Source organism: Neisseria sp. P0013.S005 (genome assembly GCF_051958425.1).
Lineage (GTDB): Bacteria > Pseudomonadota > Gammaproteobacteria > Burkholderiales > Neisseriaceae > Neisseria > Neisseria subflava.
In genome coordinates this window covers 140,902-166,880 of the sequence record NZ_JBQCVL010000002.1, presented here as the reverse complement: position 1 = coordinate 166,880, position 25,979 = coordinate 140,902, and the positions used below count along the sequence as shown (strand labels likewise).

The 25,979-nt window shown below is 51.6% G+C and carries 30 protein-coding genes; 8 read left to right on the top strand and 22 right to left on the bottom strand.

Annotated features, from left to right (window positions below; translation table 11 throughout):
• Positions 1–252: 252 nt before the first annotated feature.
• The 7 genes from ubiE to ilvD all read right to left on the bottom strand — a co-directional run bounded on the left by ubiE (position 253) and on the right by ilvD (position 5,567).
• Positions 253–990 carry a bifunctional demethylmenaquinone methyltransferase/2-methoxy-6-polyprenyl-1,4-benzoquinol methylase UbiE gene (gene ubiE, locus ACTHTA_RS02985; protein ID WP_003746386.1) on the bottom strand — a complete coding sequence of 246 codons (738 nt, stop codon included), beginning with the start codon at positions 988–990 and terminating at the stop codon, positions 253–255.
• A gap of 29 nt (positions 991–1,019) precedes the next feature.
• Positions 1,020–1,385 (bottom strand): MBL fold metallo-hydrolase, encoded by a 366-nt coding sequence (locus ACTHTA_RS02980; protein ID WP_308887426.1) that lies wholly within the window; start codon positions 1,383–1,385, stop codon positions 1,020–1,022.
• Positions 1,386–1,406: 21 nt separating this feature from the next.
• On the bottom strand, positions 1,407–1,838 hold the full coding sequence (locus ACTHTA_RS02975) for a DUF971 domain-containing protein (protein WP_308887427.1): 432 nt from the start codon (positions 1,836–1,838) through the stop codon (positions 1,407–1,409).
• A gap of 1 nt (position 1,839) precedes the next feature.
• Positions 1,840–2,073 carry a hypothetical protein gene (locus ACTHTA_RS02970; protein ID WP_003679719.1) on the bottom strand — a complete coding sequence of 78 codons (234 nt, stop codon included), beginning with the start codon at positions 2,071–2,073 and terminating at the stop codon, positions 1,840–1,842.
• A gap of 76 nt (positions 2,074–2,149) precedes the next feature.
• Positions 2,150–3,439, bottom strand: coding sequence for a CAP domain-containing protein (locus tag ACTHTA_RS02965; RefSeq protein ID WP_308887428.1), 1,290 nt, complete (start codon positions 3,437–3,439; stop codon positions 2,150–2,152).
• Between the two features lie 68 nt (positions 3,440–3,507).
• On the bottom strand, positions 3,508–3,639 hold the full coding sequence (locus ACTHTA_RS02960; RefSeq protein WP_256388404.1) for a hypothetical protein: 132 nt from the start codon (positions 3,637–3,639) through the stop codon (positions 3,508–3,510).
• 68 nt (positions 3,640–3,707) lie between these two features.
• Positions 3,708–5,567 carry a dihydroxy-acid dehydratase gene (gene ilvD / locus ACTHTA_RS02955; protein ID WP_308887429.1) on the bottom strand — a complete coding sequence of 620 codons (1,860 nt, stop codon included), beginning with the start codon at positions 5,565–5,567 and terminating at the stop codon, positions 3,708–3,710.
• A 278-nt stretch (positions 5,568–5,845) separates the two neighbouring features.
• Between ilvD and ACTHTA_RS02950 the strand changes: the two genes are divergently transcribed.
• Positions 5,846–6,409: a YceI family protein gene (locus ACTHTA_RS02950; RefSeq protein ID WP_440364096.1), complete on the top strand. Its 564-nt coding sequence runs from the start codon at positions 5,846–5,848 to the stop codon at positions 6,407–6,409.
• A 69-nt stretch (positions 6,410–6,478) separates the two neighbouring features.
• Here ACTHTA_RS02950 and ACTHTA_RS02945 read toward each other — a convergent pair whose 3' ends face one another.
• Positions 6,479–7,426, bottom strand: coding sequence for a bile acid:sodium symporter family protein (locus tag ACTHTA_RS02945; RefSeq protein WP_440364097.1), 948 nt, complete (start codon positions 7,424–7,426; stop codon positions 6,479–6,481).
• A 149-nt stretch (positions 7,427–7,575) separates the two neighbouring features.
• Positions 7,576–8,457 (bottom strand): NAD(P)H-hydrate dehydratase, encoded by an 882-nt coding sequence (locus ACTHTA_RS02940; protein WP_308887434.1) that lies wholly within the window; start codon positions 8,455–8,457, stop codon positions 7,576–7,578.
• A gap of 53 nt (positions 8,458–8,510) precedes the next feature.
• On the opposite strand from ACTHTA_RS02940, the gene ACTHTA_RS02935 reads away from it, so the two are divergent.
• Entirely contained in the window at positions 8,511–9,167 is a 657-nt protein-coding gene (locus tag ACTHTA_RS02935; protein ID WP_440364098.1) for a cytochrome b/b6 domain-containing protein, read from the top strand.
• Positions 9,168–9,258: 91 nt separating this feature from the next.
• Here ACTHTA_RS02935 and ACTHTA_RS02930 read toward each other — a convergent pair whose 3' ends face one another.
• The 7 genes from ACTHTA_RS02930 to ACTHTA_RS02900 all read right to left on the bottom strand — a co-directional run bounded on the left by ACTHTA_RS02930 (position 9,259) and on the right by ACTHTA_RS02900 (position 14,842).
• A complete protein-coding gene (locus tag ACTHTA_RS02930) occupies positions 9,259–10,347 on the bottom strand; it encodes a class I SAM-dependent methyltransferase (protein ID WP_440345882.1) in 1,089 nt (362 codons plus the stop codon).
• Between the two features lie 36 nt (positions 10,348–10,383).
• Entirely contained in the window at positions 10,384–12,138 is a 1,755-nt protein-coding gene (locus ACTHTA_RS02925) for an AMP-binding protein (RefSeq protein WP_440364099.1), read from the bottom strand.
• Positions 12,139–12,195: 57 nt separating this feature from the next.
• Positions 12,196–12,735, bottom strand: a complete 540-nt coding sequence (locus tag ACTHTA_RS02920; RefSeq protein WP_440364100.1) for a hypothetical protein — start codon at positions 12,733–12,735, stop codon at positions 12,196–12,198.
• A 72-nt stretch (positions 12,736–12,807) separates the two neighbouring features.
• Positions 12,808–13,056: an acyl carrier protein gene (locus ACTHTA_RS02915; RefSeq protein ID WP_003680823.1), complete on the bottom strand. Its 249-nt coding sequence runs from the start codon at positions 13,054–13,056 to the stop codon at positions 12,808–12,810.
• 12 nt (positions 13,057–13,068) lie between these two features.
• Positions 13,069–13,329, bottom strand: a complete 261-nt coding sequence (locus ACTHTA_RS02910; RefSeq protein WP_003680822.1) for a phosphopantetheine-binding protein — start codon at positions 13,327–13,329, stop codon at positions 13,069–13,071.
• Positions 13,326–14,084: a lysophospholipid acyltransferase family protein gene (locus ACTHTA_RS02905; protein ID WP_440364101.1), complete on the bottom strand. Its 759-nt coding sequence runs from the start codon at positions 14,082–14,084 to the stop codon at positions 13,326–13,328. Before ACTHTA_RS02905 ends, ACTHTA_RS02910 begins: the two co-directional genes overlap by 4 nt.
• Positions 14,081–14,842, bottom strand: a complete 762-nt coding sequence (locus ACTHTA_RS02900; RefSeq protein ID WP_308887441.1) for a beta-ketoacyl synthase chain length factor — start codon at positions 14,840–14,842, stop codon at positions 14,081–14,083. Before ACTHTA_RS02900 ends, ACTHTA_RS02905 begins: the two co-directional genes overlap by 4 nt.
• Before the next feature lie 110 nt (positions 14,843–14,952).
• On the opposite strand from ACTHTA_RS02900, the gene ACTHTA_RS02895 reads away from it, so the two are divergent.
• The 3 genes from ACTHTA_RS02895 (at position 14,953) to ACTHTA_RS02885 (ending at position 17,464) form a co-directional block, all read left to right on the top strand.
• The gene (locus ACTHTA_RS02895; RefSeq protein WP_308186926.1) at positions 14,953–15,441 is read left to right on the top strand and encodes an ApeP family dehydratase; all 489 of its coding nucleotides are present in this window, start codon (positions 14,953–14,955) and stop codon (positions 15,439–15,441) included.
• Between the two features lie 65 nt (positions 15,442–15,506).
• The gene (gene fabG, locus ACTHTA_RS02890) at positions 15,507–16,235 is read left to right on the top strand and encodes a 3-oxoacyl-ACP reductase FabG (protein ID WP_283121305.1); all 729 of its coding nucleotides are present in this window, start codon (positions 15,507–15,509) and stop codon (positions 16,233–16,235) included.
• Positions 16,229–17,464, top strand: a complete 1,236-nt coding sequence (locus ACTHTA_RS02885) for a beta-ketoacyl-ACP synthase (protein WP_308887442.1) — start codon at positions 16,229–16,231, stop codon at positions 17,462–17,464. Before fabG ends, ACTHTA_RS02885 begins: the two co-directional genes overlap by 7 nt.
• Positions 17,465–17,558: 94 nt before the next feature.
• On the opposite strand, the gene ACTHTA_RS02880 is transcribed toward ACTHTA_RS02885, so the two are convergent.
• The 6 genes from ACTHTA_RS02880 to rluD form a co-directional block, all read right to left on the bottom strand.
• Entirely contained in the window at positions 17,559–18,083 is a 525-nt protein-coding gene (locus ACTHTA_RS02880) for an RDD family protein (RefSeq protein WP_308887443.1), read from the bottom strand.
• Between the two features lie 91 nt (positions 18,084–18,174).
• Complete coding sequence (locus ACTHTA_RS02875) at positions 18,175–18,594, bottom strand: hypothetical protein (protein WP_003746427.1); 420 nt, start codon at positions 18,592–18,594, stop codon at positions 18,175–18,177.
• A gap of 146 nt (positions 18,595–18,740) precedes the next feature.
• Positions 18,741–19,742: a DNA polymerase III subunit delta gene (holA, locus tag ACTHTA_RS02870; RefSeq protein ID WP_308887445.1), complete on the bottom strand. Its 1,002-nt coding sequence runs from the start codon at positions 19,740–19,742 to the stop codon at positions 18,741–18,743.
• Positions 19,742–20,221 (bottom strand): LPS-assembly lipoprotein LptE, encoded by a 480-nt coding sequence (locus ACTHTA_RS02865; RefSeq protein WP_070747970.1) that lies wholly within the window; start codon positions 20,219–20,221, stop codon positions 19,742–19,744. Before ACTHTA_RS02865 ends, holA begins: the two co-directional genes overlap by 1 nt.
• Before the next feature lie 120 nt (positions 20,222–20,341).
• Positions 20,342–21,112, bottom strand: a complete 771-nt coding sequence (pgeF, locus tag ACTHTA_RS02860; protein WP_308887446.1) for a peptidoglycan editing factor PgeF — start codon at positions 21,110–21,112, stop codon at positions 20,342–20,344.
• An 81-nt stretch (positions 21,113–21,193) separates the two neighbouring features.
• Positions 21,194–22,318 carry a 23S rRNA pseudouridine(1911/1915/1917) synthase RluD gene (gene rluD / locus ACTHTA_RS02855; protein ID WP_070585696.1) on the bottom strand — a complete coding sequence of 375 codons (1,125 nt, stop codon included), beginning with the start codon at positions 22,316–22,318 and terminating at the stop codon, positions 21,194–21,196.
• On the opposite strand from rluD, the gene ACTHTA_RS02850 reads away from it, so the two are divergent.
• The 3 genes from ACTHTA_RS02850 (at position 22,317) to ACTHTA_RS02840 (ending at position 25,941) form a co-directional block, all read left to right on the top strand.
• The gene (locus tag ACTHTA_RS02850) at positions 22,317–23,120 is read left to right on the top strand and encodes an outer membrane protein assembly factor BamD (RefSeq protein ID WP_004519923.1); all 804 of its coding nucleotides are present in this window, start codon (positions 22,317–22,319) and stop codon (positions 23,118–23,120) included. The two genes, rluD and ACTHTA_RS02850, sit on opposite strands and share 2 nt — an antisense overlap.
• 321 nt (positions 23,121–23,441) lie before the next feature.
• A complete protein-coding gene (locus tag ACTHTA_RS02845; RefSeq protein WP_308186919.1) occupies positions 23,442–24,599 on the top strand; it encodes an ATP phosphoribosyltransferase regulatory subunit in 1,158 nt (385 codons plus the stop codon).
• 43 nt (positions 24,600–24,642) lie between these two features.
• Positions 24,643–25,941, top strand: a complete 1,299-nt coding sequence (locus ACTHTA_RS02840) for an adenylosuccinate synthase (protein ID WP_308887447.1) — start codon at positions 24,643–24,645, stop codon at positions 25,939–25,941.
• Positions 25,942–25,979 lie beyond the last annotated feature (38 nt).

Genomic DNA, 25,979 nt, shown 5'->3' with positions numbered 1-25,979 from the left:
GGCCGTCTGAATGATGTAACCGAAATATTTGATTTCGTTTTACGGCTGTTCAGACGGCCTTTGGTTTGTGTCAGATTGGCTTGGATAAGGTTTATAGTGGATTAAATTTAAACCAGTACGGCGTTGCCTCGCCTTGCCGTACTAATTGTACTGTCTGCGGCTTCGTCGCCTTGTCCTGATTTAAATTTAATCCACTATAAAAACAAAGGGCGTGTCTATCAATCACGCCCTTTGTGTTTGTTTCAGACGGCCTTAGAATTTCACGCCTTTATGCAGGGCGACGATGCCTGCGCTCATGTTGTGGTAATCCACGCTGTCGAAGCCTGCATCCAGCATCATTTGCTTCAAGGTCTCTTGGTCGGGGTGCATACGGATGGACTCGGCGAGGTATTGGTAGCTGTCGGCATCTTTGGCAATCAGTTTGCCCATAATCGGCAACAGTTTGAAAGAGTAGAGGTCGTACACGCCTTCCAAAGGTTTGTATACTTTGGAGAATTCCAACACCAGCAGGGTGCCGCCCGGTTTCAATACGCGGTACATTTCTTTCAACGCGGCATCTTTGTGCGTCATATTGCGCAGACCGAATGCGACGGAAACCAGATTGAAATAGTTGTCGGGGAACGGCAATTTTTCAGCATCTGCCAACGATACGGGCAGAATCATGCCTTCGTTGAGTAGGCGGTCGCGGCCGACCGTTAGCATGGAGGAGTTGATGTCTGTCAGCCAAACTTCGCCTTCTTTGCCCACACGTTTCGCCCAGCCTCGGGACAAATCGCCTGTACCGCCGGCGATATCCAATACTTTGTCGCCTTTTTTCAGGCGGGCGGTATTGATGGTGAAATGTTTCCAAACACGGTGCAGACCGCCGGACATTACGTCATTCATAATGTCGTAGTTTTTTGCCACGGAGTGGAAGACTTCGGCAACTTTGCCTGCTTTTTCGTCTTCGTCAACAGTCGTGAAGCCGAAATGGGTTTTGTGGTCGCTCATAGTGTCTGCCTTCTTAAAATAATACGGATTCAGATATCGAATACGTCGAAATCGCCAACCACTTTCGACGCGGGAAATATAGTTTGTGCCTGCCGCTCCAGCATCAGGCGTTGCCCTTCTTCGGTATAACGTGCGCTGATGTGGGTCAGGTAAAGTTGTTTCACATTGGCTTGCAAGGCCAGCTTGGCAGCATCGGATACGGTCGAATGGAATACTCGTTCCGCTGTGTCTTCATCGCCTGCGGCAAAGGTTGCTTCATGCACCAAAACGTCTGCGTTTTGCGCGGCGCGTACTGCCTGCGGACAGGCTTTGATATCGCCGAAGATGGCCACTACCCGTCCTTTTGGGGGCGGGGAGAGGAACGCTTTGCCGTCAATGATCCTACCATCGTCCAATGTTACGGTCTCGCCTTTTTTTCAGACGGCCTTTCCGCCGCAACCGCCGCTACCGCAGGAATGTGTGCGTTTGGGTTTTAAATCTTCGGTACTTGGCGTTCTGGACGCGCCGGCTTTTTCGAGGCGGTCGAGATAGTCTTGCCAAAGCGCGTCTTGATTGTGCGCCAGTCGGTAGAGATAGTCCCAATCGTAAAGGCCGCTGTCGTGGCCGTCTGAAAAAGTAATTTTCAATGCGTATTGGCCGACGGGATCTAAATCGGTAATGCTGACTTCGGCTTTGCCTGTTTGCAAAACATCTTGGCCTGGACCGTGTCCGCGCACTTCCGCGCTGGGCGAGTACACGCGCAGGTATTCGGCAGGAAGGCTTTTGGCACCGTCAACATAGACCAAAGTCAGTACGCGCCGCTCTTGCTGGAGGCGGATTTCTTGTGGAATTTTATCGGCTTGGGTCATGTCATGCTCCGTTCTTTTTACGCAAATAGGCAACGCGTACAGAAAAAATACCGCCAAGTACGGCAAACAGCACGATTGCGTAGAGTGAAAACCGTATCAGGCTCACTTGGGTGTCTGCCGTCAGCCCCAAAGGCAGTAACATCACGGCAACGAACAGTAAAAACGCGGCCAACATGGCGGCAATGCTGGCAAAGGCATAGCGGGTATTGGCTGCTGTTTGCGGATGTTTGGTCATATTGGATAGCTTGCCGTAGGGTAGTGAGGCGGTATTTTATCAGCTTTTTGGTGCTTCATGCCGTCTGAGAACGGCTTTATTTCCATAAATAAAGTGTAATGGCGCGCCTGTCTTCGCCTTCGGGCATTAAGCGGATGCTGCTGCCTTTGCTTCCGTTGACACGGATAATGATACCGCCGGCCTGCCGCTCGATAATGTCGATTTGGGTGTCACGGTTCGTTCGGTAGTTGTAGCGTTCGCATTGCTTCAAGCACCAAAAATCCTGCCAATGGATAAAATATTTTTGTCCGGATTCGATGGCCAGCGTTTCGCCGCCTTTGACGATGAAGTAAGGATAATCAGGTTTTTGTGTGCTGAATGTCCATTCGGCTGTTCGGTCTTTTCCGTTTTGACGGTATTCGAACACGGCACGGTAATCGGTGTCGTATTCCAATGGCTGTAAGGGAAACAGCGCAAATTGGCGTTCGGTCAGGAGGCGGTTTGGGTCATTATCTTTATCTAAGATTTTGACGTCTCTGATTTTTTTTGTGTCCTGATACAGTTTGAACGAACGCATTTTGACCGGAGGCGATTGTTCTGAGAACGCGATGCTGACCGGATTGCCGGTCATTTCATAATGCGGCATAGGGTCGGGACGTTCGCCATGGAAAACCGGCGAGGCAAAGTTGCCTTGCGGATAGGTGATGTAAGGCCGGAGTTTGCGGTTGGAAATTTCATCCGTATAAATAATAGCGTGGCCATGACAGGCATCTTGATAAAACGAGCGGCTGAGGTCGGATAGGGGGCGGTTTTTTTGGCAGAGGTTGTTGAATCTGCTGTCGCCCTGATTGATGCTCAACGCGATTTGTTTACCTTGCGATTCGAACGCGGCTCCAGCCTCGTCGATATTTTGATCGAGTAAGGAGAGGCGGTGGTAAATCGCCGTCATCAGGTTGTCCAGCTGATGTTGGGCAGGAAGGTGGTCGTTGATTTTTTCGTTTGGCGGATGCTGGCCGGTACTGACGTTTTCGTGCACGCCTTTATAGGCATAACCGGCTTTGCGCGTGCGGTCTGATGGGCGTGGGCCTGTATAAAAGGGATTGCGCGTATTGTGTTCGTCATGGCCGTCGTCAGGGTTTTGCAGTAGATAGCGGGCATGATTGCGCGCGGCGCGTTCGAGTGTGGCTGAGTGCGCCAGTGCGGGCAGATTGGCTGAGGAGCGGAGGAAGTTTAAATACGCCAAGGCGTCAAAATCGGCAACGGCAGAACGATTTTGCGGCGGTTGGGCGTAGATGAGCTGGTCTTCGGAATAGCGATGGGTTTCGTAGTATTGGAATATGCCGAGGGCGACGGCAAAACCACCTAGCCAGTAAAGAATGTGTTTCATTATATGTACTGCGTTCAGACGGCCTTGAGCGACGGCTCTTTCCCCTTGAAACTCATGCCGTTAAATGATTATTTTGATAGCGGCTTGACTTGGAATGCTTCAGGATGGGATTTGAAATATTCGACAGCGATAAATCCGCCGCCAATAATAATCAGCAGGGCAATGGCCATGCCGATCATCGCTAAAATGAATTTGTCCATATTTGTCCGTTTGAATGAAGGCCGTCTGAAACACTTGAAAGCGTTCAGACGGCCTTAAGTCAGGTTGATTAACGTTCGATTTGCGATACGTCGCGGACTGCGCCTTTGTCGGCGGAAGTCGCCATTGCGCCGTAGGCACGCAGGGCTGGGGAGACGTAGCGGTCGCGGTTTTCCGGTTTCCACGCTTTGCTGCCGCGCGCTTCCATTTCGGCACGGCGTGCGGCAAGCTCTTCATCGGAAATGACAAGGTGGATGCTGCGGTTTGGAATGTCGATTTCGATGGTGTCGCCTTCGTGTACCAAACCGATGGCGCCGCCTTCTGCCGCTTCAGGAGAAGCGTGGCCGATGGACAGGCCGGAAGTACCGCCGGAGAAGCGGCCGTCGGTCAGCAGGGCGCAGGCTTTGCCCAAGCCTTTGGATTTTAGGTAAGAAGTCGGGTACAGCATTTCTTGCATGCCCGGGCCGCCTTTAGGGCCTTCGTAGCGGATGATGACGATATCGCCGGCAACGATTTGGTTGCCCAAAATGCCTTCTACTGCGTCTTCTTGGCTTTCAAATACACGGGCGCGGCCGGTAAATTTGAGGATGCTCTCATCCACGCCAGCGGTTTTCACTACGCAGCCGCGCTCGGCGATGTTGCCGAACAATACTGCCAAGCCGCCGTCTTGCGAGTAGGCATGTTCGACATTACGGATACAGCCTTTTTCGCGGTCGAGGTCGAGGGTTTTCCACATACGGTTTTGCGAGAACGCCTGAGTAGTGCGCACGCCGCCGGGAGCCGCTTTGAAACGCTCGATGGCATGAGTGTTTTCAGGGTTGGTCACGTCCCATTTTTCAATCGCGTCTTTCAGTGTCGGCGCGTGGATGGTGTACACATCAGTGTGCAGTTTGCCCGCTTTGTCCAATTCTTTCAGGATGGCGAAGATGCCGCCGGCGCGGTGCACGTCTTCCATGTAGTAGTCGTGGTTGTTTGGCGCGGTTTTGCAGATGCAAGGCACAACGCGGCTCAGGCGGTCGATGTCGGCCATTTTGAAATCGACACCGGCTTCGTTGGCAACAGCCAACAGGTGCAAAATGGTATTGGTAGAGCCACCCATGGCGATATCCATGGTCATGGCGTTTTCAAACGCTTTTTTGGTGGCGATGCTGCGCGGCAATACGGTTTCGTCGTCTTGCTCGTAATAGCGTTTGGTGATTTCGACAATCATGCGGCCTGCTTCGAGGAACAATTCTTTGCGGCCGGCATGAGTCGCCAAGTATGAACCGTTGCCCGGCAAGGACAAGCCGAGCGCTTCGGTCAGGCAGTTCATGGAGTTGGCGGTAAACATGCCGGAGCAGGAGCCGCAAGTCGGGCAGGCGTTTTGCTCGACTTCTTCGACTTGTTTGTCGGTGATATTGTCATCTGCCGATTCGATCATGGCATCAATCAAGTCCAAACGGCGTTCGGGTTGAATATTGGCCACGCCGATAACTTTACCGGCTTCCATCGGGCCGCCGGAAACGAAGATGGTCGGAATGTTCAGGCGCATGGCGGCAATCAGCATGCCCGGGGTGATTTTGTCGCAGTTGGAAATGCACACCAGCGCGTCGGCGCAGTGGGCGTTGACCATGTATTCGATAGAGTCGGCAATCAGGTCGCGACTGGGCAGGGAGTAGAGCATACCGCTGTGACCCATGGCGATACCGTCGTCAATGGCGATGGTGTTGAATTCTTTGGCAATGCCGCCGGCTTTTTCGATTTCACGGGCAACCAGTTGACCCATATTGTGCAGGTGCACATGGCCTGGGACGAATTGGGTAAAGGAGTTGGCAATGGCGATAATCGGTTTGCCGAAGTCGGTTTCCATTACGCCGGTCGCACGCCACAATGCGCGCGCACCTGCCATATTGCGGCCGTGGGTAGAGGTTTTGGAGCGGTATTCAGGCATTTTTGTTCCTTTGTTTTATGCTGAGGCCGTCTGAAATAGGCTGGTTGGTTGGCGGCCCGTTGTAGAAATAACTCGGTATTTTATACCAATTACGAGCGATGAAGCACGCTATTTTGTAATAAAACTAAACTGTATTTGCTTCACCTGAATTTGCTGCTCAATCCTTCAGACGGCCTGAAGTTTTCTTAAAATGAAACGCTGTCTTTCCCAGTTGCAAAAGATGTTGGCATCAAAAAGTGATATGATAGGGAACTTCTCACATTTTTAAGGATAAGACGATGAAAAAAATCATGTTTGCATTGTGTTCGGCCATGTTGGCTTCTGCTGCGTCTGCCGCTGTTTATAAAGTGGACGAATTCCATGCCAATGCCCGCTTTGCCATCGACCATTTCAACACCAGCACCAACGTCGGCGGTATTTATGGTTTGACCGACAATTTGGAATTTGACCGTGCCAAACGCCAAGGCTCAATCGATATCGTATTGCCTTTGTCCAAACTGCAAACCGGTTCCGATCACTTTACCCAACACTTGAAATCTGCCGATATTTTCAATGCAGACAAATACCCTGAAATCCGTTTTGTATCCACCAAATTCAATTTCAACGGCAAAAAACTGCTGTCTGTTGACGGAAACCTGACCATGAACGGCAAAACTGCGCCGGTGAAACTCAAAGCCGACAAATTCAACTGCTACCAAAGCCCGATGGCAAAAGCAGAAGTGTGCGGCGGCGATTTCAGTACCACCATCGACCGTACCAAATGGGGCTTGGATTATTTGGTAAGCGCCGGTATGAGCAAAAAAGTAAACATCAATATCCAAATCGAAGCAGTGAAACAATAATCCTGCTTGATTTCAAAATAAAGGCCGTCTGAACGGAATCTGTTCAGACGGCCTTATAATTATACGTAGTTAGGAGTGTTGATTTTTGTCGGCTTTGGCTGCCCAATAAGTTGCCAGAAGCGAGCCGGAGATATTGTGCCACACGCTGAACAATGCGCTGGGAACGGCAACAACCGGCGCGGCGGCAAAGTGTGCGGCGGCAAGGGCGGCACCTAAGCCTGAGTTTTGCATACCGACTTCGATGGCCAGTGTTTTTTGTGCGTCATAAGGCAGGCCGGTCCATTTGGCGGCAAAGAAGCCGAGCAGATAGCCGATGCCGTTGTGGAGTACGACAACCGCGAAAATCAGCAGGCCGCTTTCAATAATCTTGCCTTTGCTGGCGCCGACTACCGCGCCGATAATCAGCACGATGGCGGCAACGGAAACCAGCGGCAGCGCATCGGTCAGTTTTTCAGTTTTGTTGCCCAAAATCTTATGGACAATCAAACCCAAAACGATGGGGAGCAAAACCATTTTGACGATGGACATCAACATGCCGCCCGCTTGGATTTCCAGCATTTCACCGGCAAGCATCAGGAAGATGGCAGGGGTCAGCAATGGGGAAATCAGGGTGGAAACCGACGTAACGGCAACCGATAAAGCCACATTGCCGCGCGCCAAATAGGTTATCACATTGGAAGCCGTACCGCCCGGACAGCAGCCGACCAAAATCACACCGACCGCGATTTCGGCGGGCAGATTCAACACTTTCGCCAGCAGATAGGCAGTTGCAGGCATGATGGCGAATTGGGCAATCACGCCGATAATGACGGCTTTGGGGTGTTTAAACAAAATGTCAAAGTCGGAGGGTTTGAGCGTCAAGCCCATGCCGAACATGATCACGCCCAGTAGCCAAGGAATGTAAGGGCCGACCCATTTGAAGGTGTCGGGTGCGAAAAAAGCGATGCCGGCAAAGAGCGCGGCCCAGAGGGAAAAGGTCTTTCCGATAAAATTACTGATTTTGTTGAGGGTATTCATGATGATATGTTGTGAAGTTGTTTTTAAGGGAAACCAAGGATACACGCCTTAACCTTAATTTGCAAAATGGATTAAAATAAATAAGGCCGTCTGAAGATAAGAATTGATTTTCAGACGGCCTGTGATTTGTATTTGCTATATAGACGGCATTATTCTTTTGATAAAATATTGCGCAGCCATCGGGCGGCAGGTGCAATTTCTCCGGCGAGCATGCCGGTTTCGATTTGGCTGCTGTGTTTGATGACATCGGCCGCCGCACCATGCAGCCATACGCCGGCGCAGGCGGCTTGGAATATTGGAATGCCTTGTGCCAGCAGGCTGCCGATAATGCCGCTCAAGACATCGCCGCTGCCTGCGGTGGCCAAACCGGCATTGCCGCTGGTGTTGGTATAGACTATGCCGTCTGCCGTGGCCACTAATGTCTGATGGCCTTTCAACACGACGGTCGCGCCATATTTACGGCTGATTTTGGTTACGGTTTTTTGCCTGTCGGCTTGAACTGATTGGGTATCGGTGCCGAGTAAGCGTGCAGCTTCGGCCGGATGAGGTGTCAGGACGATATGTTTGTACGATTTGAGGCGTTCGGCTAATTCGGAAGAACGGGCAAGCAGTGTCAAAGCATCTGCATCGAGTAATAAAGGCTGGTTATGGTGTGTAGACAGGATTTGGTGCAGCAGCTGCTCTGATAATCCGTCCAAGCCAAAGCCGCAGCCGATTACGCGCGCGCTGACATCGTTGCGCTCCATCAGTTGGGCCGTAGTGGTGAGCATGATTTCAGGGCGTTCGGGAATAATGGCAAAGGGCAGCGTGGCTTGGTTGAAGCCCGCCCAAACCTTGCCGCACCCTAGATATATCGCGGCTGTGGCTGCCAAAACCACCGCACCGCTCATTCCTGTTGCGCCGCCGATAATGGCAAGCGTGCCGTATGTGCCTTTATGCGATTCTTGGGCGCGTGGGCGGAATACGTCGGGAAATGCTAAGGCCGTCTGAGAAGCTTGAAGCGATTCGGGAAGCGTATAGATGGGTTGCATGGCGTAACCTTCCAAGATAAGAAATTTAATTTTAAATCAGAAAGTAAAAGGTAATGAAGCAAAAAATAAAAGTTTGGGACGCACCTACGCGCCTGTTCCATTGGCTCTTGGTGTTATTGATGGGGTTTATGTGGTACAGCGCAACCCAAGGCGGCGATATGCTGGTATGGCACTTACGCGGCGGCTTATTGATGCTGGCGTTGGTGGTTTTCCGCTTGTGTTGGGGGATTTGGGGTAGCGATACGGCAAAATTCAGCCGATTTGTACGCCCGTTTTCCGAAATCCGCCGCTACACACAAGGCCAAATGTCTGAAGACGAATTGGTCGGCCACAATCCTTTGGGCGCGCTGATGGTGATCGCTTTATTGGTCGCCTTAGTTTTTCAGACGGCCACAGGCTTATTTGCCGCTGATGAAAATACGTTTATCAATTCTGGCTTTTTGAATCATTTGGTCAGCGAACACGCCGGTACGCTGGCGCGAAAAATCCATGTCAATTTCTTTAATGTCTTAGCTGTTTTGGCGGGCGTACATATCGCGGCCATTTTGCTGTATCGCTTTGTGAAAAAACAGGATTTGATTACACCGATGATTAACGGCTTTAAAACCATCGATGCCAAGCAGCCTAAATTGGCCGGAATGGGACAACTGTTTGCCGCTTTGTTGGTAGCGATTGCTTTAGTGTGCGCAGTATGGATGTTGCGCGGCTGATGCATTAAGGCTGATACCTAAAAACAAACCGACCCCGATAGCCGAAATGGCTGTTGGGGTCGGTTTCTTTTTAGGGTTTAAAAGATGATGTTCAGACGGCCTTAACGCAGCGCAAGATGCTGTGGCCACGACCGATGCCGTCTGAAATTTCCGCTACTTTCAATCCGGCTTTTTCAACGCAACGGATCAGGTCTTCAGAGTGGAAGATTTTGCTGTTGCCGTTGGCCATGGCAGTGAAATACAGACTGGTCATGGTCAGGCAGTAGGCGGCGGTTTCGTAGCGTTGTCTGTCCCAGAAAGGCTCCATGATGTAGAGGCTGGTGTTTTCGCTCATGGACGCAGCGGCGCGTTGAAGAATGCTGGTGGCTTGTTCTTCGGTGAAACAGTCTAGGAATTGGCTCATCCAAATCACGTCAAAACCGGTCGGGAACGGAATTTCAGGATCAAGCAGGTTGGCCGGATGGGCGTGGATACGGTCCGCACCGTTTTTGCCTTTGGTCGCTTCGCGCATTAGGCCAATTTGTTGCGGCAGATCCATGATGGTTACTTCGACTTCGGCATTGTGGTTGACGCATTGCTCCGCCCAGCGGCCGGTATTGCCGCCGACATCGAGCAGTTTTTTAACCGGTTTGGCGAACACGGTATTCAGTGCTTCGGCGAAGGAATTGTCGGAATAATAATGGTCGAATGCAAACCATTTTTCCTGCGCGATGCTTGGCAATGAAGACAAGCCTTCGTAAATGGTCGGCCACTCGCCAAATACTTTCAGGCCTTCGGGCTTGCCGGTTTGCAGGGTTTTTTCCAAATCAAACATGCCTTGGTAGCAGATTTCCTGCGTGAAATCCATATTGACGCGGGCCATTTTGTCTTTGAGGACAAACCAACCGGCCTTGCTGATGAAATAGCGGTTGTCGCGAGTCAAGACAGTGCCGATAGACAGCGAAGCTTCTAGCAGGACTTGTGCCGCGTAGCTGCTGATTTTCGCTTTTTCAGCAATTTCGGCTTGAGTGAGGCCGTCTGGATGGTCGTTCAGCAAGTCCAGAATGCCAAATTTCACCATCAGGCGGGAAACTTGGAACACAATCGGTGCAAAAGCGATTTCTTGAGCCAGACGTTGAGCCTCGCCTGCGGACTGGTGTTCGTGGGAATAGCGTTGTTCTAGGGCAGGGAAGAGTTGCATATTGTTGGTTTTCCACTAAAAAGTTAATAAGTATATTCAGACGGCCTCAAACACAATCCGTCCTGATGCACACGGATGCTCTCCGTTGTTGATTTTAAAGCTCAGTTTATTTTTACCTTCATCGTATTTCAGCTCTACCGACACTTCATCGTGAGGACGGATAAACTGCTGATATTTCAGATTTTCGATGCGGATGACGCGCTGTTTACTCCATGGCTTGGGCGCGATCAGGTTGCGCACCCATTGCAGCTCGACCACGCCGGGAACCAGCGGGAAGGTGGCAAAATGGCCGCCGAAATAAATTAAATCCAAAGGCACGCGCCCGATAAAAGTTTCGGTATTGGTTTCATCGTCAGATGATGTTTTCGACCAAACGGGCGAAGTTTGGGCAACGGTAAAGGCCGTCTGAAAATCCGCCGCGGCGATTTTGGCTTGGGCGTTGCGCGGCAGGCTCTCGGTAAAACGCCAGTAGCGCGGCAGGGCGATGGTGTCCTGCGTGGCGGCCAGATGGCGTTTGAGCGTATCAGCAACCGCAGCACGGCCTTTCTCACGCAAGGCGGCGATACCGTCTGCGTTCAATGCCGCCCATATGGCAATGCGTTGGTGTTGCGGATGGCGGCCGCAGTGTGCATCCGCAATCCAAGGGTGTTGTAAAAGTTCGTGTTCGATTTGGGTTAGCGACACGCGTTTGTCCTCAAATTTAATAATGCGGTCTTGGCGACCGAGTAACAGAAAACCGTCATCTTGCGGCTCGATCAAATCGGCTGTTTGACGGCGTTCGGGCGACCAAGGCGAAGAAGCCCAGAGTGCACCTTCTTCGTTTTGCCCGATTTCCACGCCTTTAAAAGGCTGCCATTCTTGGTGTTCGCAACGTGAGGCAATCACGCCAGTTTCGGTACTGCCATAGACTTCAAACGGGCGGACGGCAGTCTGTTGCAGCAAATCCGCTGTGGCTGCGGGCAATGCGCCTCCGGCCGAGACAATGCCCGCAATTTTATGGCCGATATTTTGCCAGTTGCGGTTTTCACCCAAGCGGTTGAGTACGGCCGGGCTGGCAATCCAGACCACTTTATCATGTGCGGCCGTGCTGGAAAGCAGGTTTTCCGGATAAACCGCCTGCTGTCGTTCCATAGTCCAAGCCATTGTCAGCGCAAGTGCGAAGCGGAACGTGAAGCCGTAAAGGTGTTGCGGGATCACGCTGCCGACCACAGTTTCACCATGTTGTCCAAATGGCAGCGTATTTGCCAAAGTCAGGGCTTCTGCCTGCATTTGCGCGGCGGTTTTCACAATAATCTGCGCTTCGCCGCTGGAGCCTGATGTTTTTAACCATGCTTCAGCATGGTCGGGAATCAGATGGTTTTCAGGGGCGGGTGTCGGGTTTTCAGGCGACGTGTGTGCAAGCAAATCGGGCAGGTGCCATACGGGTGGGCTGGCTTGCACATTCAACGGCTGTCCGGAGTCATCGCGTTGTTCGGTTTGACTGCCCAACTTGCTTTGCAAATCTTCGGAATCCGTCAAAAACACATCCGCCGTCCGCCCCCAGTCCAAATTGTCCCGCGCCAGATTCGGCAGCAGCAACACCCGCCCGCCCGAATGCCATACCGCCAGTACGGCGCAGGCAAACAGCGCGGCATCGTCAAACCACAACGCGGCAGTTTGCACGTTTGCCGTTTTCAGACGACCTGACAGCCGGAAAACATCACGGTTGAAATCAGCGCGCGTCCAATTCGGATGGGTGGCGATAAGGTCTTGTTGGGGCAGGTCGGGGGATAGGATTTGAGTAAGGCGCATGGGTTGGGTAATAAGTTATTAAATCAAAAATATTGTCAGAATCGGCAATTGGTCGGCTTAAACCTTCAATACGGCTTTCCGATACACCCACTCTCCGGCAAATAAGATTCCCATTAACACATACGATACGATGCCTGTATAAGCCGCCCACCAATCGTAATATTGCAAGCCTGCCAAAATGGCAGCGGTTGCGCCGTTGAAGATAAAGAACGCGCACCAGATTTGCGTAACGCGGCGGGTGTGGCGCACGCCTTCGGGGGGAAGGTCGGGGTGTTGCAGTCGGGCGAGGCGTTCGATGACGGTTTGTTTGGCAAACAGGTTGCCGCCGAAAACGGCAAGCATCAGCGCGTTGACGGCGACGGGATACCAATACATCGAGTCGGGTCGTCTGAAAACCAGTACGGCGGCGAAAAAGGCGGCAAGGATAATCGCCGTAATGCGTTGGGCTGTGGTTTGCGGCATGGCGGCGCGTATCAGCCATAACACACACATGGCGGCGGCAAGCCAGAAAAACGCGCCGTTTCCCCTGCCGTAATACCATAGGAGCGGATAGGCGATGCTGGCGAGGGTCAGTAGGAGTTTTCCTAATATTTTCATGGTTGTGATTGATTTTCAGACGGCCTTGCGGATTGACAAGGCCGTCTGAAAATATGCTGATTCAAAGCGGAATCAGGAATCTTGTTGTACTTTCAAAACCGCTTGAACCACGTCTTCTACGGTGCGCACATTACGGAAGTCTTCGGCTTGCAGTTTACGGCCGGTTTCGCGTTTGATGTGGTCGATAAGGTCGATGGCGTCGATGCTGTCGATTTCCAAATCTTCGTAGAGGTTGGTTTCGGGTTTGATGCGTTCCGGTTCGATTTCAAACAGGTTAACCAGTGCATCGGTCAGCAGGGTGCGTACTTCTTGTTCGGTCATCTTGTCTCTCCCTTATGCTTGGCGGCTCTTGACGAACTCGGCCAGAGTTTTGACGTTGGCAAAGTTTTCGCGCAGGTTGTCGTTTTCACCGTCGAGCTGGAAGCCGAAGGTTTTTTGTACGGCCAAACCAAGTTCTAATGCATCAACCGAATCCAGGCCCAGGCCGTCGTCGCCGAAAAGCGGATCTTCGCTGCCGATGTCGGCAACGGTAATGTCTTCCAAGCCCAAGCTGTCGATGATTAATTGTTTGATTTGGTTTTCTAAATTGCTCATGTGGTTTTCCTTGTAAAATAGTCTTGCAGGTATTCGTTTAAACGGCGTGCGGCGATGGGCAGGGGTTTTTCTGCCAGCCATTCTTCCGGCAGTATGTCATCGCCGACGGTAATTTCATAATGAATTTTTTGTGGCGGGATTTTGTACCACGGTTGCCCCTTTTTAAAATTGGGCGGCGTCATCTTGATGCACACGGGCGTGATGACTGATGCGCTGCACAAACCGAGCGATACGGCGCCGCGGTGCATTTTAACCTGTCCGTCCCAACCTGTGCGCGTACCCTCGGGAAAAATCAGCAAACTTTGCCCGTTTTTGAACACGGCGTCGATTTCTTCCAGCATTTCCATGCTTTCGTCGTTGGGGATATAGCCTGAAGCGATAATCTGGCTTTTCATGCTGGGATTGTGCAACAGGTCTTTTTTAACCAGTACGTTCGGCTCGGAATAGTGGCTGATCAGCAAGACGACATCCAAAAGCGAGGGATGGTTGGCAAGAATGAGCTGGCCGGGCCTGCCGAGTTTTTCCAAGCCGTTGAAGCGGACGCTCAATACGCCCGACCATTGCAGGTAGCCGACGAAGAAACGCCAAACTTTGCCTATCATGCGTCTTGCTTCAAGTTGGCGTTTGATGTCGCCTTTGGTCGATTTGAGCGTATAGGGCAAAAGTGCGATTTTGAACAATACGCCTGCAACGCCGAAGAGGATGAAGCCGAAGAGTGTGGCAAAAAAGCGACGAAAATAGTCTAAAGTCTTCATGCGTTTTTCTGCCAGTGCCAGTTTCTACCGGCATAGTGTTGCGTGTGTTGTCGGCCGTCTGAAAGCAGGAAGCGTACCCATTCCAAGCTGCTCCAATAGGGCTTGACTGTCGTATTGTTAGGGTTTTCAGACGGCCTTTCGGATGTGGTTTCCAAGCTTAAGGTATAGTCTTCGCCTTTGGTGATGACCAGTGCCAATGCATAGGCAAACGGCGCACGTGTAGCCAAGACGGGGTAGTCTTCAGACAAAGGATCATCGGCGACAATTATTAAAACGGATGGTGCGCCGTCTTGTAAAAGCGCGAATGCCTCGGTCAGCGCGGTTTCAAAGGAATCGGCGGCAACGGCCAACGCGGTATGTTCGCTCATGTCTTTGCGCAACATCGACCATTGCCCAATCGTCGCGTTGTGAACGGACAGGCCGAATGAGGTCGGCGATACGGTATGCGTGTTCAAAAGCTCTTGCCACAATTCAAAGCTGCGGTTGCTTTCGCCGTCGTGCGAAACGTACACCGGTACGCTTTCAGGATATTGGTCGGCCAGATTCCATGCGGCATCACAAACCAAGCGCGCCGCTTTCCCCAAGCGGCGGCGTTGCATAGGCGGCAAAAAGGAGAGCGCGGGTTTGTACTCCGGCAGGGAGGCGGTATCGAGTTTTCCCTGCGCCCAGTCCTGCCATTGCTCCGGCGTACTGATTTTGCTGGAGGAGGCCTGCCATGCGGCGATATTGAAGCTGAAACGGCAAACGTTTTGAGGCATGATGTCTTTCAATGTTTTACATTTTCATACATTGTAATGAAATGGGTTAGTAAAAGCTAGGCTCTGTTATAATGCATATTGTAACGTAATTTATTCCCGGATGACATTTTATGCCTTCAATACCGAGTGCTCCGATTTATGATGTGGCTTCGCTGCTTCCGCACAGCGGACATATGGTGCTTATCGACTGTGTGAAAGAATTTGGCGATGACTACACGGTTTGCCGTGTGCCGGTTGGCGACAAGCATATTTTGCTGCAGGACGGCGTGTTGCCGTCTATGGCTTATATGGAATTGATGGCGCAGGGCATAGGCGCGTTTGCAGGCATTGAGGCTTTAAAGGCCGGAGAGCCTGTCCGTTTGGGTTTTTTATTGGGAACGCGCAAGCTGGATTTGTTTGCCGATTCCGTGCCTGTCGGTACTGAGCTGGAAGTTAGGGCGCATGTGTCCATTCAGGATTTGGGCGGTATGGGCGTATTTGATTGCGAGTTGCGCTGGACGGATGCGCCGGAGGATGTGAAGCATCTGTTGCCGCCGGACGGTTTACTGGCAAAAGCTTCTTTGAATGTGTACAGTCCGAAAGACGGTCAAATCATTTAAACCGTTTACAAGGCCGTCTGAAAAGACAAAGATTCAGACGGCCTGTCGATATAGTGAGAAAACGTATGAGTGAAACTATTTTAATTACAGGGTCTAATCGCGGTATCGGCAAAGCCGTCGCGCTTGGTTTGGCTCAGGACGGCTTTGATATTGTCGTCCACTGCCGCAGCCGCCGTGATGAAGCGGAAGTCGTTGCGGAAGAAATCCGTACATTGGGTAGGAATGCGCACGTGTTGCAGTTTGACGTGTCCGACCGCGAAGCCTGCCGAGAAATTTTGACTGCCGACATTGAGACAAACGGCACATATTACGGCGTGGTGCTGAATGCCGGCCTGACGCGAGACAATGCGTTTCCTGCGTTTACAGATGATGATTGGGACTTGGTACTGCGTACCAATTTGGACGGTTTTTATAATGTATTGCACCCTTTGACCATGCCGATGATCCGCCGCCGCAAAGCCGGACGGATTGTGTGCATGGCGTCGGTGTCCGGTTTGACGGGCAACCGCGGTCAGGTCAATTATAGCGCGTCCAAAGCGGGCCTGATCGGCGCGGCAAAGGCCTTGGCGGTCGAACTGGCGAAACGTAAAATCACTGTCAACTGTGTAGCGCCGGGCCTCATCGATACCGATATTATCGATGAGAACGTACCTGTCGAAGAAATCTTAAAGGCCGTCCCTGCCGCGCGTATGGGATTGCCTGAGGAAGTGGCGCATGCGGTGCGCTTTTTGATGGATGAAAAAGCGGCGTATATTACGCGCCAAGTGATTGCTGTGAACGGAGGTTTGTGTTGAATACCAGAAGAGTCGTAGTAACAGGTATCGGCGGTATTACCGCCTTCGGCCGTGATTGGCAAAGTATTCAGACGGCCTTTAAAGCCGAAAAAAATGCCGTCAAATACATGGACTGGAGCGAACGCTTTCCTGAATTGGAAGCGCAGCTGGGTGCGCCGATCGAAGGCTATTCTCCTCCCGAACATTGGACGCGCAAGCAGCTCAGAAGCATGGGGCGCGTGTCGCATTTGTGTGTCGATGCGGCGGAACAAGCTTTGACGGATGCGGGCTTGCTGGGTGATAAAAGCATTACCGACGGCCGTATGGGCGTGGCGTGCGGTTCGTCTGTCGGCAGTACTAAAGACATTGGCGATATGGGTGAACTTTTGCTGACAGGCACATCGCGCAATTTTAACGCCAATACTTATGTGCGCATGATGCCGCATACGACTGCCGCCAATATCGGCATCTTTTTCGGATTGAAAGGGCGCATCATCCCGACATCGAGCGCGTGTTCGTCCGGCAGCCAAGGCATTGGTTATGCCTACGAAGCCATCAAATACGGCATGATAGACATGATGCTGGCGGGCGGCGGCGAAGAATTTTGTCCGTCCGAAGTGTATGTTTTCGATTCACTCTATGCCGCCAGCCGCCGCAACGGCGAACCTGAGCTGACACCGCGCCCTTACGACAACGCTCGAGACGGCTTGGTCATCGGTGAAGGCGCAGGCATATTCGTATTGGAAGAATTGGAACACGCTCGTGCGCGCGGTGCGAAAATCTATGCCGAACTTGTCGGCTATGGTGCCAACAGCGACGGCAGCCACGTTACCCAACCGCAAAAAGAGACCATGCAAAAATGTATGGAGCTTGCGTTGAAAGACGCCGGTATTACGCCTGATAAAGTCGGCTATGTCAGCGGTCACGGTACGGCGACCGAAAAAGGCGATATTGCCGAAACATTGGCGACTGAGGCAGTGTTTGGTTTTGTGCCCATGAGTTCGCAAAAAAGCTATTTCGGCCATACACTCGGCGCGTGCGGTGCATTGGAAGCCTGGTTTACCATCGAAATGATGAACAACGGCTGGTTTGCGCCGACCGTCAATTTGGAAAACATCGATCCGCGTTGCGGCAAGGTGGATTACATCCAAACGGGCGGACGCGAGATTCAAACCGATTATGTGGTCAGCAATAACTTTGCTTTTGGCGGTGTCAATACTTCGCTGGTGTTCAAACGTTGGCAAGAATAATTATTGCTTGATGTTATGATTAAAGGCCGTCTGAAACTTATCTTGAGTTTCAGACGGCCTTTATTTTATTTAGAGCTTGAGCCGCTTTTGGATTTTATTCGTTTGTTTTCTTCTGATTTAAATCCACCAGCCTTGTTCCAGCCAAGAAGTCGTAGAGGAACTGGCGGTCGGGATGGAACAGGGCGAAGCCCCATGGCAGGATGAGCCAAAAGAGCGCGGCGCCGAATGCGCCTTTGGGCGGTATATTGAGCAGATGACGCAATCCGGCGTAGGCAAACAGGGGAATGAAGACAATAAAAATGCTGGCCCAAATAAAGCGCAGGCGCAGCTGCGGCAGGGGCGGCTGGGTATCGTTTTTATCGGCTAAGCCGATTTTCCATGTCTGCATGGCGAGGGTTTGGCCTTTTTTGTGCCAGTTGGCGCGAAAGTAGAGCCACCATGCGTAGAACAGAATCAGACAGGTTGTCAGCATGGACAGGCGTATGGAAACGGGATTGAGAAAGATGGCGACAATACCGGCTGCAAGGGCGGCAATGCTGGTAACGGCGCCGGTCAGTAGAAGCTCGTAAACCAGTGCGGCGAGGCGGCGTTTGAGTGGGGCGGTGGGAAGACGGGTCATAATGTGATGGAAACGGAAATGGGTTTGATGGAAATAAAAACAGGCCGTCTGAAACGGGATAGGATGTTCAGACGGCCTGTTACTGTCGGGATTAGCGATGTGGACGTTTTTGACCGCGTGCCTGTTGGGCAGCCATTTGGTTCATTTCCTGACGGGTCGGACGTTTTTTGAAGATGGCGTGCGCTTCGTCAACGGAACATTTTTGTGACAGGCAAACCAAGGTAATCGCGTCTTTTTGATGTTGACCGCCGCTGTGGTACATACGGCGCAGGTTGGCTTCGTTGATACGGCCTTTTTCCGGATCGATGTCGAATTTTTTCAGGCGCTCGAGGAATTGGCGTTGCTGACGGCGTGAAGTCCAAACGAAACCGCCTGCGGCAGCAGCCACGATGATAACGGCTAACAGGATGGCCAGCGGCCATGAATCGACGATCAGAACGATGATGAGGCTTAATACGGCAGTGGTCAGTAGGGCCAGACCACCGATGCGAAGTTTGGTTTTATTATCCATATGGTTGGTGTTTCCTTGTTTTTTGCTGGAAGAGGCCGTCTGAAATGCGAGGTTCAGACGGCCTGAATTTGAGTTTACGCTATTTTACAGTATTTTCTGTTTTTGGGGCGTATTGCGTGCAAGTTTCTTGACGCGTGGCAACGGTTTCAAGCGGCCAGCGAGGTAACGAGCTGTTTGAACTCGGTCCATGCATCGCCTTCTTCCGCGCCTTTGATGATACGGTCGATTTTGGCGCAGGTTTTGAGCGCGTCGAGCAGGCGGTTGATGGAAATGCGTTTGGCAGCCATCGGTGCAAGGGTCTGCTTGTCACTCCATAAGCGCAGGCTGTTGCGCAGGCTTTGGATGTTTTGGCCTTGCTTGAGTGCGGCAGTGAGGCGGATTAGGGTGCGGATGTCTTCGGCAACCGCCCACAACAGCAAAACCGGCTCTTCGCCTTCTTCTTCCAAACCGTCCAGCAAACGGGAAACGCGCAGGGCATCGCCTTTCATCCATGCGCCTGCCAGTTGGAATACGTCGAAGCGGGCGACAGTGGCAACTGCGGCTTCTGCGTCGGCAATATTGATTAAATGGCCTTGGGGATGGAGCAGGGCGAGTTTTTCGATTTCCTGACGGGCGGCCAAAAGATTGCCTTCGACGCGCTCGGCAAAAAGGGCGAGTGCTTCAGGTTCGATATCCAAACCCTGCTGTTTCAGGCGGCCCTGTATCCATTGCGGCAAAGCATATGGCGCAACGGCTTTGGCTTCTAAGACGATGCCTTTGCCTGCCAATGCGGAAAACCATTTGGACTGGATTTGCGCTTTTTCAAGCTTAGGCAGGAGGATGAGCGTAACCGTATCTTCGGGCAGGCGTTCGGCGAAGGTTTGCAGGGCATCACCTCCGTTTTTGCCGGGCTTGCCGTTGGGGATGTGGATTTCCAGCAGTTTTAAATCGGCAAACAAACCTGCGCTGCCGGCACTTTGCAACAGCTCGTTCCAGTCAAAATTGTTTTCGGCGGTATAGACTTCGCGGTTGAGATAGCCTTGTTTTTTTGCGGCTGCGCGCAGCGTATCCAAAGCCTCGATGCGCAACAAATCCTCTTCGCCGTGAATAATGTACAACGGTTGGAGCGGCGTATCGGGGCGCAGGCTCTCAATGGGCGCGGCAGCCATTATTGCGCTTTCAGGAAAGTCAGGCGGCGGACGATTTGATCTGCGGCGTCGATGCGCATTTCAGACCAAATGGTTTCTTCCTCTTCCTGTTTGCCCAAGACTTCGCTGTCGGCGTAGTCCATGGTGCGGTGAACCTTAACTTCCATCGGTTCGCCAACCGGCTCGCCATTGCGGAAGGCTTGGGCTTTGATGGTCATGGCCAGCAGGTATTCGTTGATTGCGGCGGCGCGGGTGATGGTATAGATGTCGCGGCGTTTTTGAAAGTCGACAACGCGCAGGGTGATTTGTGATTCGGCTTCGCTAACCGGATGACCGTCGGCACGGCGTAAGGCATTTTCCAGCGCTTTTTGCATGACGGCTCCGCCTTCTACATGCCAGTTTTGATAAGGCAGCGGCTGCGAAGTCACGCCTGTGCCTTTTAGGTGGAAACCGCAAGAGGCAAGCAATAGGGCGAGTGCAGGCAATAGGATTTTTTTCATTGGATATTCCTTCGTTGAAACCGGTTACGGTATCGTCGGATTATAACGAATAATGTTTAGGCCGTCTGAAACCGTAAACGGAAAGTCTTTCAGACGGCCTTGTCTTTGATGGTGCAAATCTTATTTTTCCAACCAAATCAGGCTGACCATGCGGCCGGTTTGTCCGTCACGGCGGTAGGAGAAGAAAGTATCGCGTTCCAAGACAGTGCAATGGGTGCCGCCATAAATCATGTTCACGCCTTCGCGATGCAGAATCATACGCGCCAAAGCGTAAATGTTGGCAAGGTATTTGCCGCCGCCGATGTCTTCAAACGCATCGACAGCTTCCGGCATGGGGGTGCAAAACGCATCAAATACATCTTGCCCCACCTCAAACGCATCAGGGCTGATGGCAGGGGCGAGATAGGCCATGATTTCCAGTGGCTCGACATTCATTGCCGCAATGGTATTTTGCAAAACGCCACAGGCCAAACCGCGCCAACCTGCATGAGCCGCCGCAACAACTGTACCTGCTTTGTCGCAAAATAAGACAGGCAGGCAATCGGCAGTCATTGAGGCGCAGGCAACCGTACCCGTCGTATCAACCGAAGCATCGGCATCAGGCGTATTACCTAATGCTTCTGCGGCATTCACAACGATGGTGCTGTGGATTTGATTAAGGTAGGCAACGGGCAGGCCGACTTGTTCCTGTACGATTTCGCGGTTGCGGAGTACGGCTTCCAGATTGTCGCCGACGTGCGAACCGACATTCAGGCTGCGGTACACGCCTTCGCTGACACCGCCGTTGCGCGTGGTAATAAGCGTTTTGACATTGGCAGGGGCAGGCCAGTCGGCAGTCAAAAAATTCTTGCCTTGCGGGGTGAGGTTTAGGGTTTCTGTGATGGTTTTCATAATCTTTGAATCGCTGAAATATTGGAACGGATTGATTTCAGACGGCCTCAGATAATATTTTAGGCCGTCTGAAAAATGGGTTTAATCCCTTACATAAACGACTTCGACATCGTAGTCGTCTTCATTCCAATCGTCGTCATCGTCCATGCCGAATTTCTCTTGCCATTCTTCCTCGTTGCTTAGGGACGAATCTAAACCGGCTTCCAGACGCAGGACGGAAAGCAGGTGGTACATATCGTCAGGCATAGGCGCTTCAAAGGAAACGGTTTCGCCGGTTTTCGGGTGTACAAAGCTCAAGCGGTAGGCATGCAGGGCTTGGCGCGCGCCGAGGGCTTTGATGGCTTCTTTAACCGCATCGCTGCATGGATGGCGCAGGTTGCCGTAAACAGGATCGGCGGCCAGCGGATGGTTGGCTTCGCGCATATGAACGCGGATTTGGTGCGTGCGGCCGGTTTCGAGCGAGCATTCGATGTAGCTGTGCGCCAGATAACGTTCCAACACTTTGACGTGGGTAATGGCAGGTTTGCCGCCGAATTTAACAACTGCCATTTTCAGGCGGTTGTGCGGATCGCGGCCGATTTGGGTTTCAATTTTGCCGTCGAAAGGAACAATGCCGTTGGCGACTGCGCGGTAAATGCGTTTGACTGTGCGCTCTTGAAGCTGTTGAACCAGTGAGTTTTGCGCCGGCAAGGTTTTGGCGACCACCATCAGACCGCTGGTTTCTTTGTCCAAACGGTGTACGATGCCCGCACGCGGCACTTGGCTTAATTCAGGACAGTGCGCCAACAGGCCGTTGAGCAGGGTGCCGCTCCAGTTGCCTGCGGCAGGATGGACGACCAATCCGGCCGGTTTGTTGATGACGATGACGGTATCGTCTTCATAAATGATGTCCAAATCCATCGGTTCTGGCGTGAATGCGAGGTTTTCTTCGCTCGGACGTACCGTAACGGCAATCAATTCACCGCCTATCATTTTATCTTTGGGTTGCGCGGGCTTATCGTTTACAATGACTGCACCCTCTTTAATCCACGAACTCAGGCGGCTGCGCGAGTAGTCGGGCATGAGTTTGGCCAATACGGCATCCAGCCTTCCGCCTGCCATTTCGAGCGGAACGGTCAAATTAACACAACTTTCTGTTTCAGGGGATGACGGAAAGTCTAAATCATCGCTATAATCGGCTTCGTTATCAAAGGAAGTATTCTGCATGAAAAAAATTCTTTTAGTAGTTTCTTTAGGTTTGGCACTGAGTGCCTGCGCAAATAAAGGCACAATCGATAAAGACGCCCAAATTACTCAAGATTGGAGTGTGGAAAAGCTTTATGCCGAAGCGCAAGACGAATTGAACAGCAACAATTATACGCGAGCTGTCAAGTTATACGAAATTTTAGAATCCCGTTTTCCAAACGGCCGCTATGCACAGCAGTCCCAGTTGGATACGGCGTATGCCTATTATAAAGACGATGAGCCGGAAAAAGCCTTGGCTGCCATTGCGCGCTTCCAACGCCATCATCCGCAACATCCGAATATGGACTACGCGCTGTACTTGAAAGGTTTGGTCCTGTTTAACGAAGACCAGTCTTTCTTGAACAAGCTGGCTTCCCAAGACTGGTCCGACCGCGATCCGAAAGCCAACCGCGATGCTTATCAGGCGTTTGCAGAGTTGGTTCAACGTTATCCAAACAGCAAATACGCTGCCGATGCAACCGAGCGTATGGCCAAGCTGGTGGACGCTTTGGGCGGTAACGAGATGTCTGTGGCGCGTTATTACATGAAACGTGGTGCTTATGTCGCAGCGGCCAACCGTGCGCAAAAAATCGTCAGCCGTTACCAAAATACCCGTTACGTTGAAGAAGCTTTGGCGATGATGGAACTGGCGTACAAAAAACTGGACAAGCCGCAACTGGCTGCCGATACACGCCGCGTTTTGGAAACCAACTTCCCGCAAAGCCCGTTCTTGCAACACGAATGGCGATCTGACGATATGCCTTGGTGGCGTTACTGGCGTTAAGCGTCGGGTTGTTCAGGCATGAATAAGGCCGTCTGAAAATGATGCAGCTATGCATTTGGTTTTCAGACGGCCTTGTTTTTAATGTTTTTTTACGTTCTCTGTAAACAGGGTGCAAAATTCGTTTTAATATGGTAAAGTCTGATTTTAATAACTCGACGGTTTGAAGCCGTTACTCAGGGGCTGTTTAAATTTAAAATCAGTTTTGTTGAAGCCGCATCAGATTTGCTATTGATGCATTCAGGAAAATTTCAGTCGTCAGGCTGATTTGGTTTTAAATTTAAGCAGCCCTTTATGTTTACAAAAAAACAGAGGTAGATTCTCATGAAGTCTTGGCAGCTTCCTGAACACGTTGCCGACGTGTTACCGACCAATGCCCGACAACTGGAAAGCGCCCGTGAGCGGCTATTGGCTTTGTTCCGCGTGCATGGTTATGAATTGGTGCAACCGCCATTGATGGAATACAGCCATTCCTTATTGACGCATATCGATGCCGGTTTGTCTTTGAAAACCATTTTGGTCGTTGATCAGCTCAGTGGCCGTCAACTCGGTATCCGCGCGGATATTACACCGCAGGTGGCACGTATTGATGCCCACTTGCTTTCTGCCAATCAAGGTATCAACCGTTTATGCTATGCCGGTTCGGTGCTTCATGCGCGGCCTGACGGATTGCTCAATATGCGCGAGCCTTTGCAGGCGGGTGCGGAAATGTACGGCTTGGAAGGCATTGAAGCGGATATTGAATTGATCGATTTGATGCTGAAAAGCATGAAAATCGCCGACATGGGCGAGGTCTTGCTTTCATTGGGCCATATCGGCGTATTCCGTGCTTTGGCAAATGCCGCGCATTTGAATGAGCAGCAATCGGCAACCCTGCTTTCATCGATGCAGGACAAAGATGCCGAGGCTGTCAGCCAGTTGGTCAAAGAGTGGAAACTCGACGGTATGTGGGCAAAAGCGTTTTCATTGTTACCACGACTGTACGGCGGTCGTGAAGTGCTGACTTTGGCTAGAGAGAAATTACCGGAATTGTCTGCAGTCAGTGCGGCTTTGGATGAATTGCAGGCAGTATGCGATGCGTTCCCAAATCAAAAAGTGCATATCGATTTGTCGGAACTGCGCGTTGACAATTACCATACCGGTTTGCTTTACGCGGCTTATGGTTCAAACCGTCATGATGCTGTGGCACGCGGCGGCCGTTATGACGGATTGGGCGGATACTTCGGACGCGCACGCCCTGCGGCCGGATTCAGTTTTGATTTGCGCAGCTTTATCGGCCGCCTTCCTGCTATCGGACGGGAATCCGTGGTGGCTGTCGATGTAAAAGACATGCCTGCGGCTCAAGAAGCGGTAGATGCTTTGCGCGAACAAGGACAATGTGTCGTTATCGATTACGGTATCGGCTATAACGGTTCGGAAGAGGTTACAGGCCGTCTGAAACAGGTAGACGGCGTTTGGAAAGTAATCGCTTTGAACGATTGAGTTTTATTTTGAAATTTTGTATCTGAAATAAGGTTAGATGGCTATGGCTAAAAATGTTGTCGTAATCGGTGCCCAATGGGGTGATGAAGGCAAAGGTAAGATTGTTGACTGGCTGGCGGAAGAAACCAGCGGTGTAGTACGTTTCCAAGGCGGCCACAATGCCGGCCATACTTTGGTCGTCGGTGGCAAAAAAACCATTTTGCGCCTGATTCCAAGCGGCATTTTGCATGAGACTTTGGACTGCTTCATCGGCTCAGGCGTTGTCGTTTCTCCTGAAGCATTGTTGGGCGAAATCGACGAATTGAACGCCGCCGGTGTGAAAAACGTTGAAGGCCGTCTGAAAATTGCGCCAACCTGCCCATTGATTCTGCCTTACCACATTGCACTTGACCAAGCACGCGAAGCTTCCCGCGGTAAAAGCAAAATTGGTACAACCGGTCGCGGCATCGGCCCAGCCTATGAAGATAAAGTTGCCCGTCGCGCGATTCGTGTGGTGGACTTGTTGCACCCTGAAAAACTGGTTGGAAAACTGGAAGCCGTTTTGGCTTATTACAATGTTCAGTTGCAACACCTGCACAATGCCGAGCCGGTAAAAGTTGAAGATGTGATGGCGGTCATTGAAAAAGTTGCGCCGCGCATTACGCCGATGATTACCGATGTTTCCCGTGTTTTGAACGAGAAAAACCGCAAAGGCGAAAGCCTGTTGTTTGAAGGTGCGCAAGGTACGTTGCTGGATATCGACTACGGTACTTATCCGTTTGTAACTTCCTCCAACTGCTTGGCTGGTGCCGCTTCTGCCGGTGCAGGCGTAGGTCCGCAAATGCTGGATTATGTTTTGGGTATCGTTAAAGCCTATACAACCCGCGTGGGTTCCGGTCCATTCCCGACTGAATTGTTTGACGAAGTGGGTGCAGGTTTGGCTGAACGCGGCCATGAATTCGGTTCTGTAACCGGTCGTGCGCGTCGTTGTGGCTGGTTTGACGCTGCTGCTTTGAAACGCTCTATTCAAGTTAACGGCATTTCCGGCATGTGCATCACCAAGCTGGACGTAATGGACGGTATTGAGAACATCAATATCTGCGTAGGTTATGAATTGCCTGATGGCAGCAAAACCGACATTCTGCCTTGCGGCTCCGATGCGGTAGAAACCTGCAAACCGATTTACGAAACCATGCCGGGTTGGAGCGAGTCGACTTTCGGCGTGAAAGAATATGACAAGCTGCCTGAAAACGCTAAAGCTTATCTGAAACGTATTGAAGAAGTGTGCGGTGCACCTGTAGCCATTGTTTCAACTGGTCCTGACCGTGAAGAAACCATCGTTTTGCACCACCCGTTTGCTTAATTGATTAAGTGAATAAAAGGCCGTCTGAATGTTTCAGA

Excerpts from the sequence above, each read along its gene's own strand:
- fabG (WP_283121305.1), top strand. The coding sequence starts at position 15,507 with ATGAGTGAAACTATTTTAATTACAGGGTCTAATCGCGGTATCGGCAAA.
- ACTHTA_RS02950 (WP_440364096.1), top strand. The coding sequence starts at position 5,846 with ATGAAAAAAATCATGTTTGCATTGTGTTCGGCCATGTTGGCTTCTGCT.
- ACTHTA_RS02930 (WP_440345882.1), bottom strand. The coding sequence starts at position 10,347 with ATGCAACTCTTCCCTGCCCTAGAACAACGCTATTCCCACGAACACCAG.
- ACTHTA_RS02965 (WP_308887428.1), bottom strand. The coding sequence starts at position 3,439 with ATGAAACACATTCTTTACTGGCTAGGTGGTTTTGCCGTCGCCCTCGGC.
- ACTHTA_RS02970 (WP_003679719.1), bottom strand. The coding sequence starts at position 2,073 with ATGACCAAACATCCGCAAACAGCAGCCAATACCCGCTATGCCTTTGCC.
- pgeF (WP_308887446.1), bottom strand. The coding sequence starts at position 21,112 with ATGAAAACCATCACAGAAACCCTAAACCTCACCCCGCAAGGCAAGAAT.
- ACTHTA_RS02845 (WP_308186919.1), top strand. The coding sequence starts at position 23,442 with ATGAAGTCTTGGCAGCTTCCTGAACACGTTGCCGACGTGTTACCGACC.
- ACTHTA_RS02920 (WP_440364100.1), bottom strand. The coding sequence starts at position 12,735 with ATGAAAATATTAGGAAAACTCCTACTGACCCTCGCCAGCATCGCCTAT.
- ACTHTA_RS02940 (WP_308887434.1), bottom strand. The coding sequence starts at position 8,457 with ATGCAACCCATCTATACGCTTCCCGAATCGCTTCAAGCTTCTCAGACG.
- rluD (WP_070585696.1), bottom strand. The coding sequence starts at position 22,318 with ATGCAGAATACTTCCTTTGATAACGAAGCCGATTATAGCGATGATTTA.
- ACTHTA_RS02850 (WP_004519923.1), top strand. The coding sequence starts at position 22,317 with ATGAAAAAAATTCTTTTAGTAGTTTCTTTAGGTTTGGCACTGAGTGCC.
- ACTHTA_RS02975 (WP_308887427.1), bottom strand. The coding sequence starts at position 1,838 with ATGACCCAAGCCGATAAAATTCCACAAGAAATCCGCCTCCAGCAAGAG.
- ACTHTA_RS02875 (WP_003746427.1), bottom strand. The coding sequence starts at position 18,594 with ATGGATAATAAAACCAAACTTCGCATCGGTGGTCTGGCCCTACTGACC.
- ACTHTA_RS02905 (WP_440364101.1), bottom strand. The coding sequence starts at position 14,084 with ATGAAGACTTTAGACTATTTTCGTCGCTTTTTTGCCACACTCTTCGGC.
- ACTHTA_RS02865 (WP_070747970.1), bottom strand. The coding sequence starts at position 20,221 with ATGAAAAAAATCCTATTGCCTGCACTCGCCCTATTGCTTGCCTCTTGC.
- ACTHTA_RS02935 (WP_440364098.1), top strand. The coding sequence starts at position 8,511 with ATGAAGCAAAAAATAAAAGTTTGGGACGCACCTACGCGCCTGTTCCAT.
- ACTHTA_RS02910 (WP_003680822.1), bottom strand. The coding sequence starts at position 13,329 with ATGAGCAATTTAGAAAACCAAATCAAACAATTAATCATCGACAGCTTG.
- ubiE (WP_003746386.1), bottom strand. The coding sequence starts at position 990 with ATGAGCGACCACAAAACCCATTTCGGCTTCACGACTGTTGACGAAGAC.
- ACTHTA_RS02960 (WP_256388404.1), bottom strand. The coding sequence starts at position 3,639 with ATGGACAAATTCATTTTAGCGATGATCGGCATGGCCATTGCCCTGCTG.
- holA (WP_308887445.1), bottom strand. The coding sequence starts at position 19,742 with ATGGCTGCCGCGCCCATTGAGAGCCTGCGCCCCGATACGCCGCTCCAA.
- ACTHTA_RS02915 (WP_003680823.1), bottom strand. The coding sequence starts at position 13,056 with ATGACCGAACAAGAAGTACGCACCCTGCTGACCGATGCACTGGTTAAC.
- ACTHTA_RS02840 (WP_308887447.1), top strand. The coding sequence starts at position 24,643 with ATGGCTAAAAATGTTGTCGTAATCGGTGCCCAATGGGGTGATGAAGGC.
- ACTHTA_RS02880 (WP_308887443.1), bottom strand. The coding sequence starts at position 18,083 with ATGACCCGTCTTCCCACCGCCCCACTCAAACGCCGCCTCGCCGCACTG.
- ACTHTA_RS02925 (WP_440364099.1), bottom strand. The coding sequence starts at position 12,138 with ATGCGCCTTACTCAAATCCTATCCCCCGACCTGCCCCAACAAGACCTT.
- ACTHTA_RS02895 (WP_308186926.1), top strand. The coding sequence starts at position 14,953 with ATGCCTTCAATACCGAGTGCTCCGATTTATGATGTGGCTTCGCTGCTT.
- ACTHTA_RS02900 (WP_308887441.1), bottom strand. The coding sequence starts at position 14,842 with ATGCCTCAAAACGTTTGCCGTTTCAGCTTCAATATCGCCGCATGGCAG.
- ilvD (WP_308887429.1), bottom strand. The coding sequence starts at position 5,567 with ATGCCTGAATACCGCTCCAAAACCTCTACCCACGGCCGCAATATGGCA.
- ACTHTA_RS02945 (WP_440364097.1), bottom strand. The coding sequence starts at position 7,426 with ATGAATACCCTCAACAAAATCAGTAATTTTATCGGAAAGACCTTTTCC.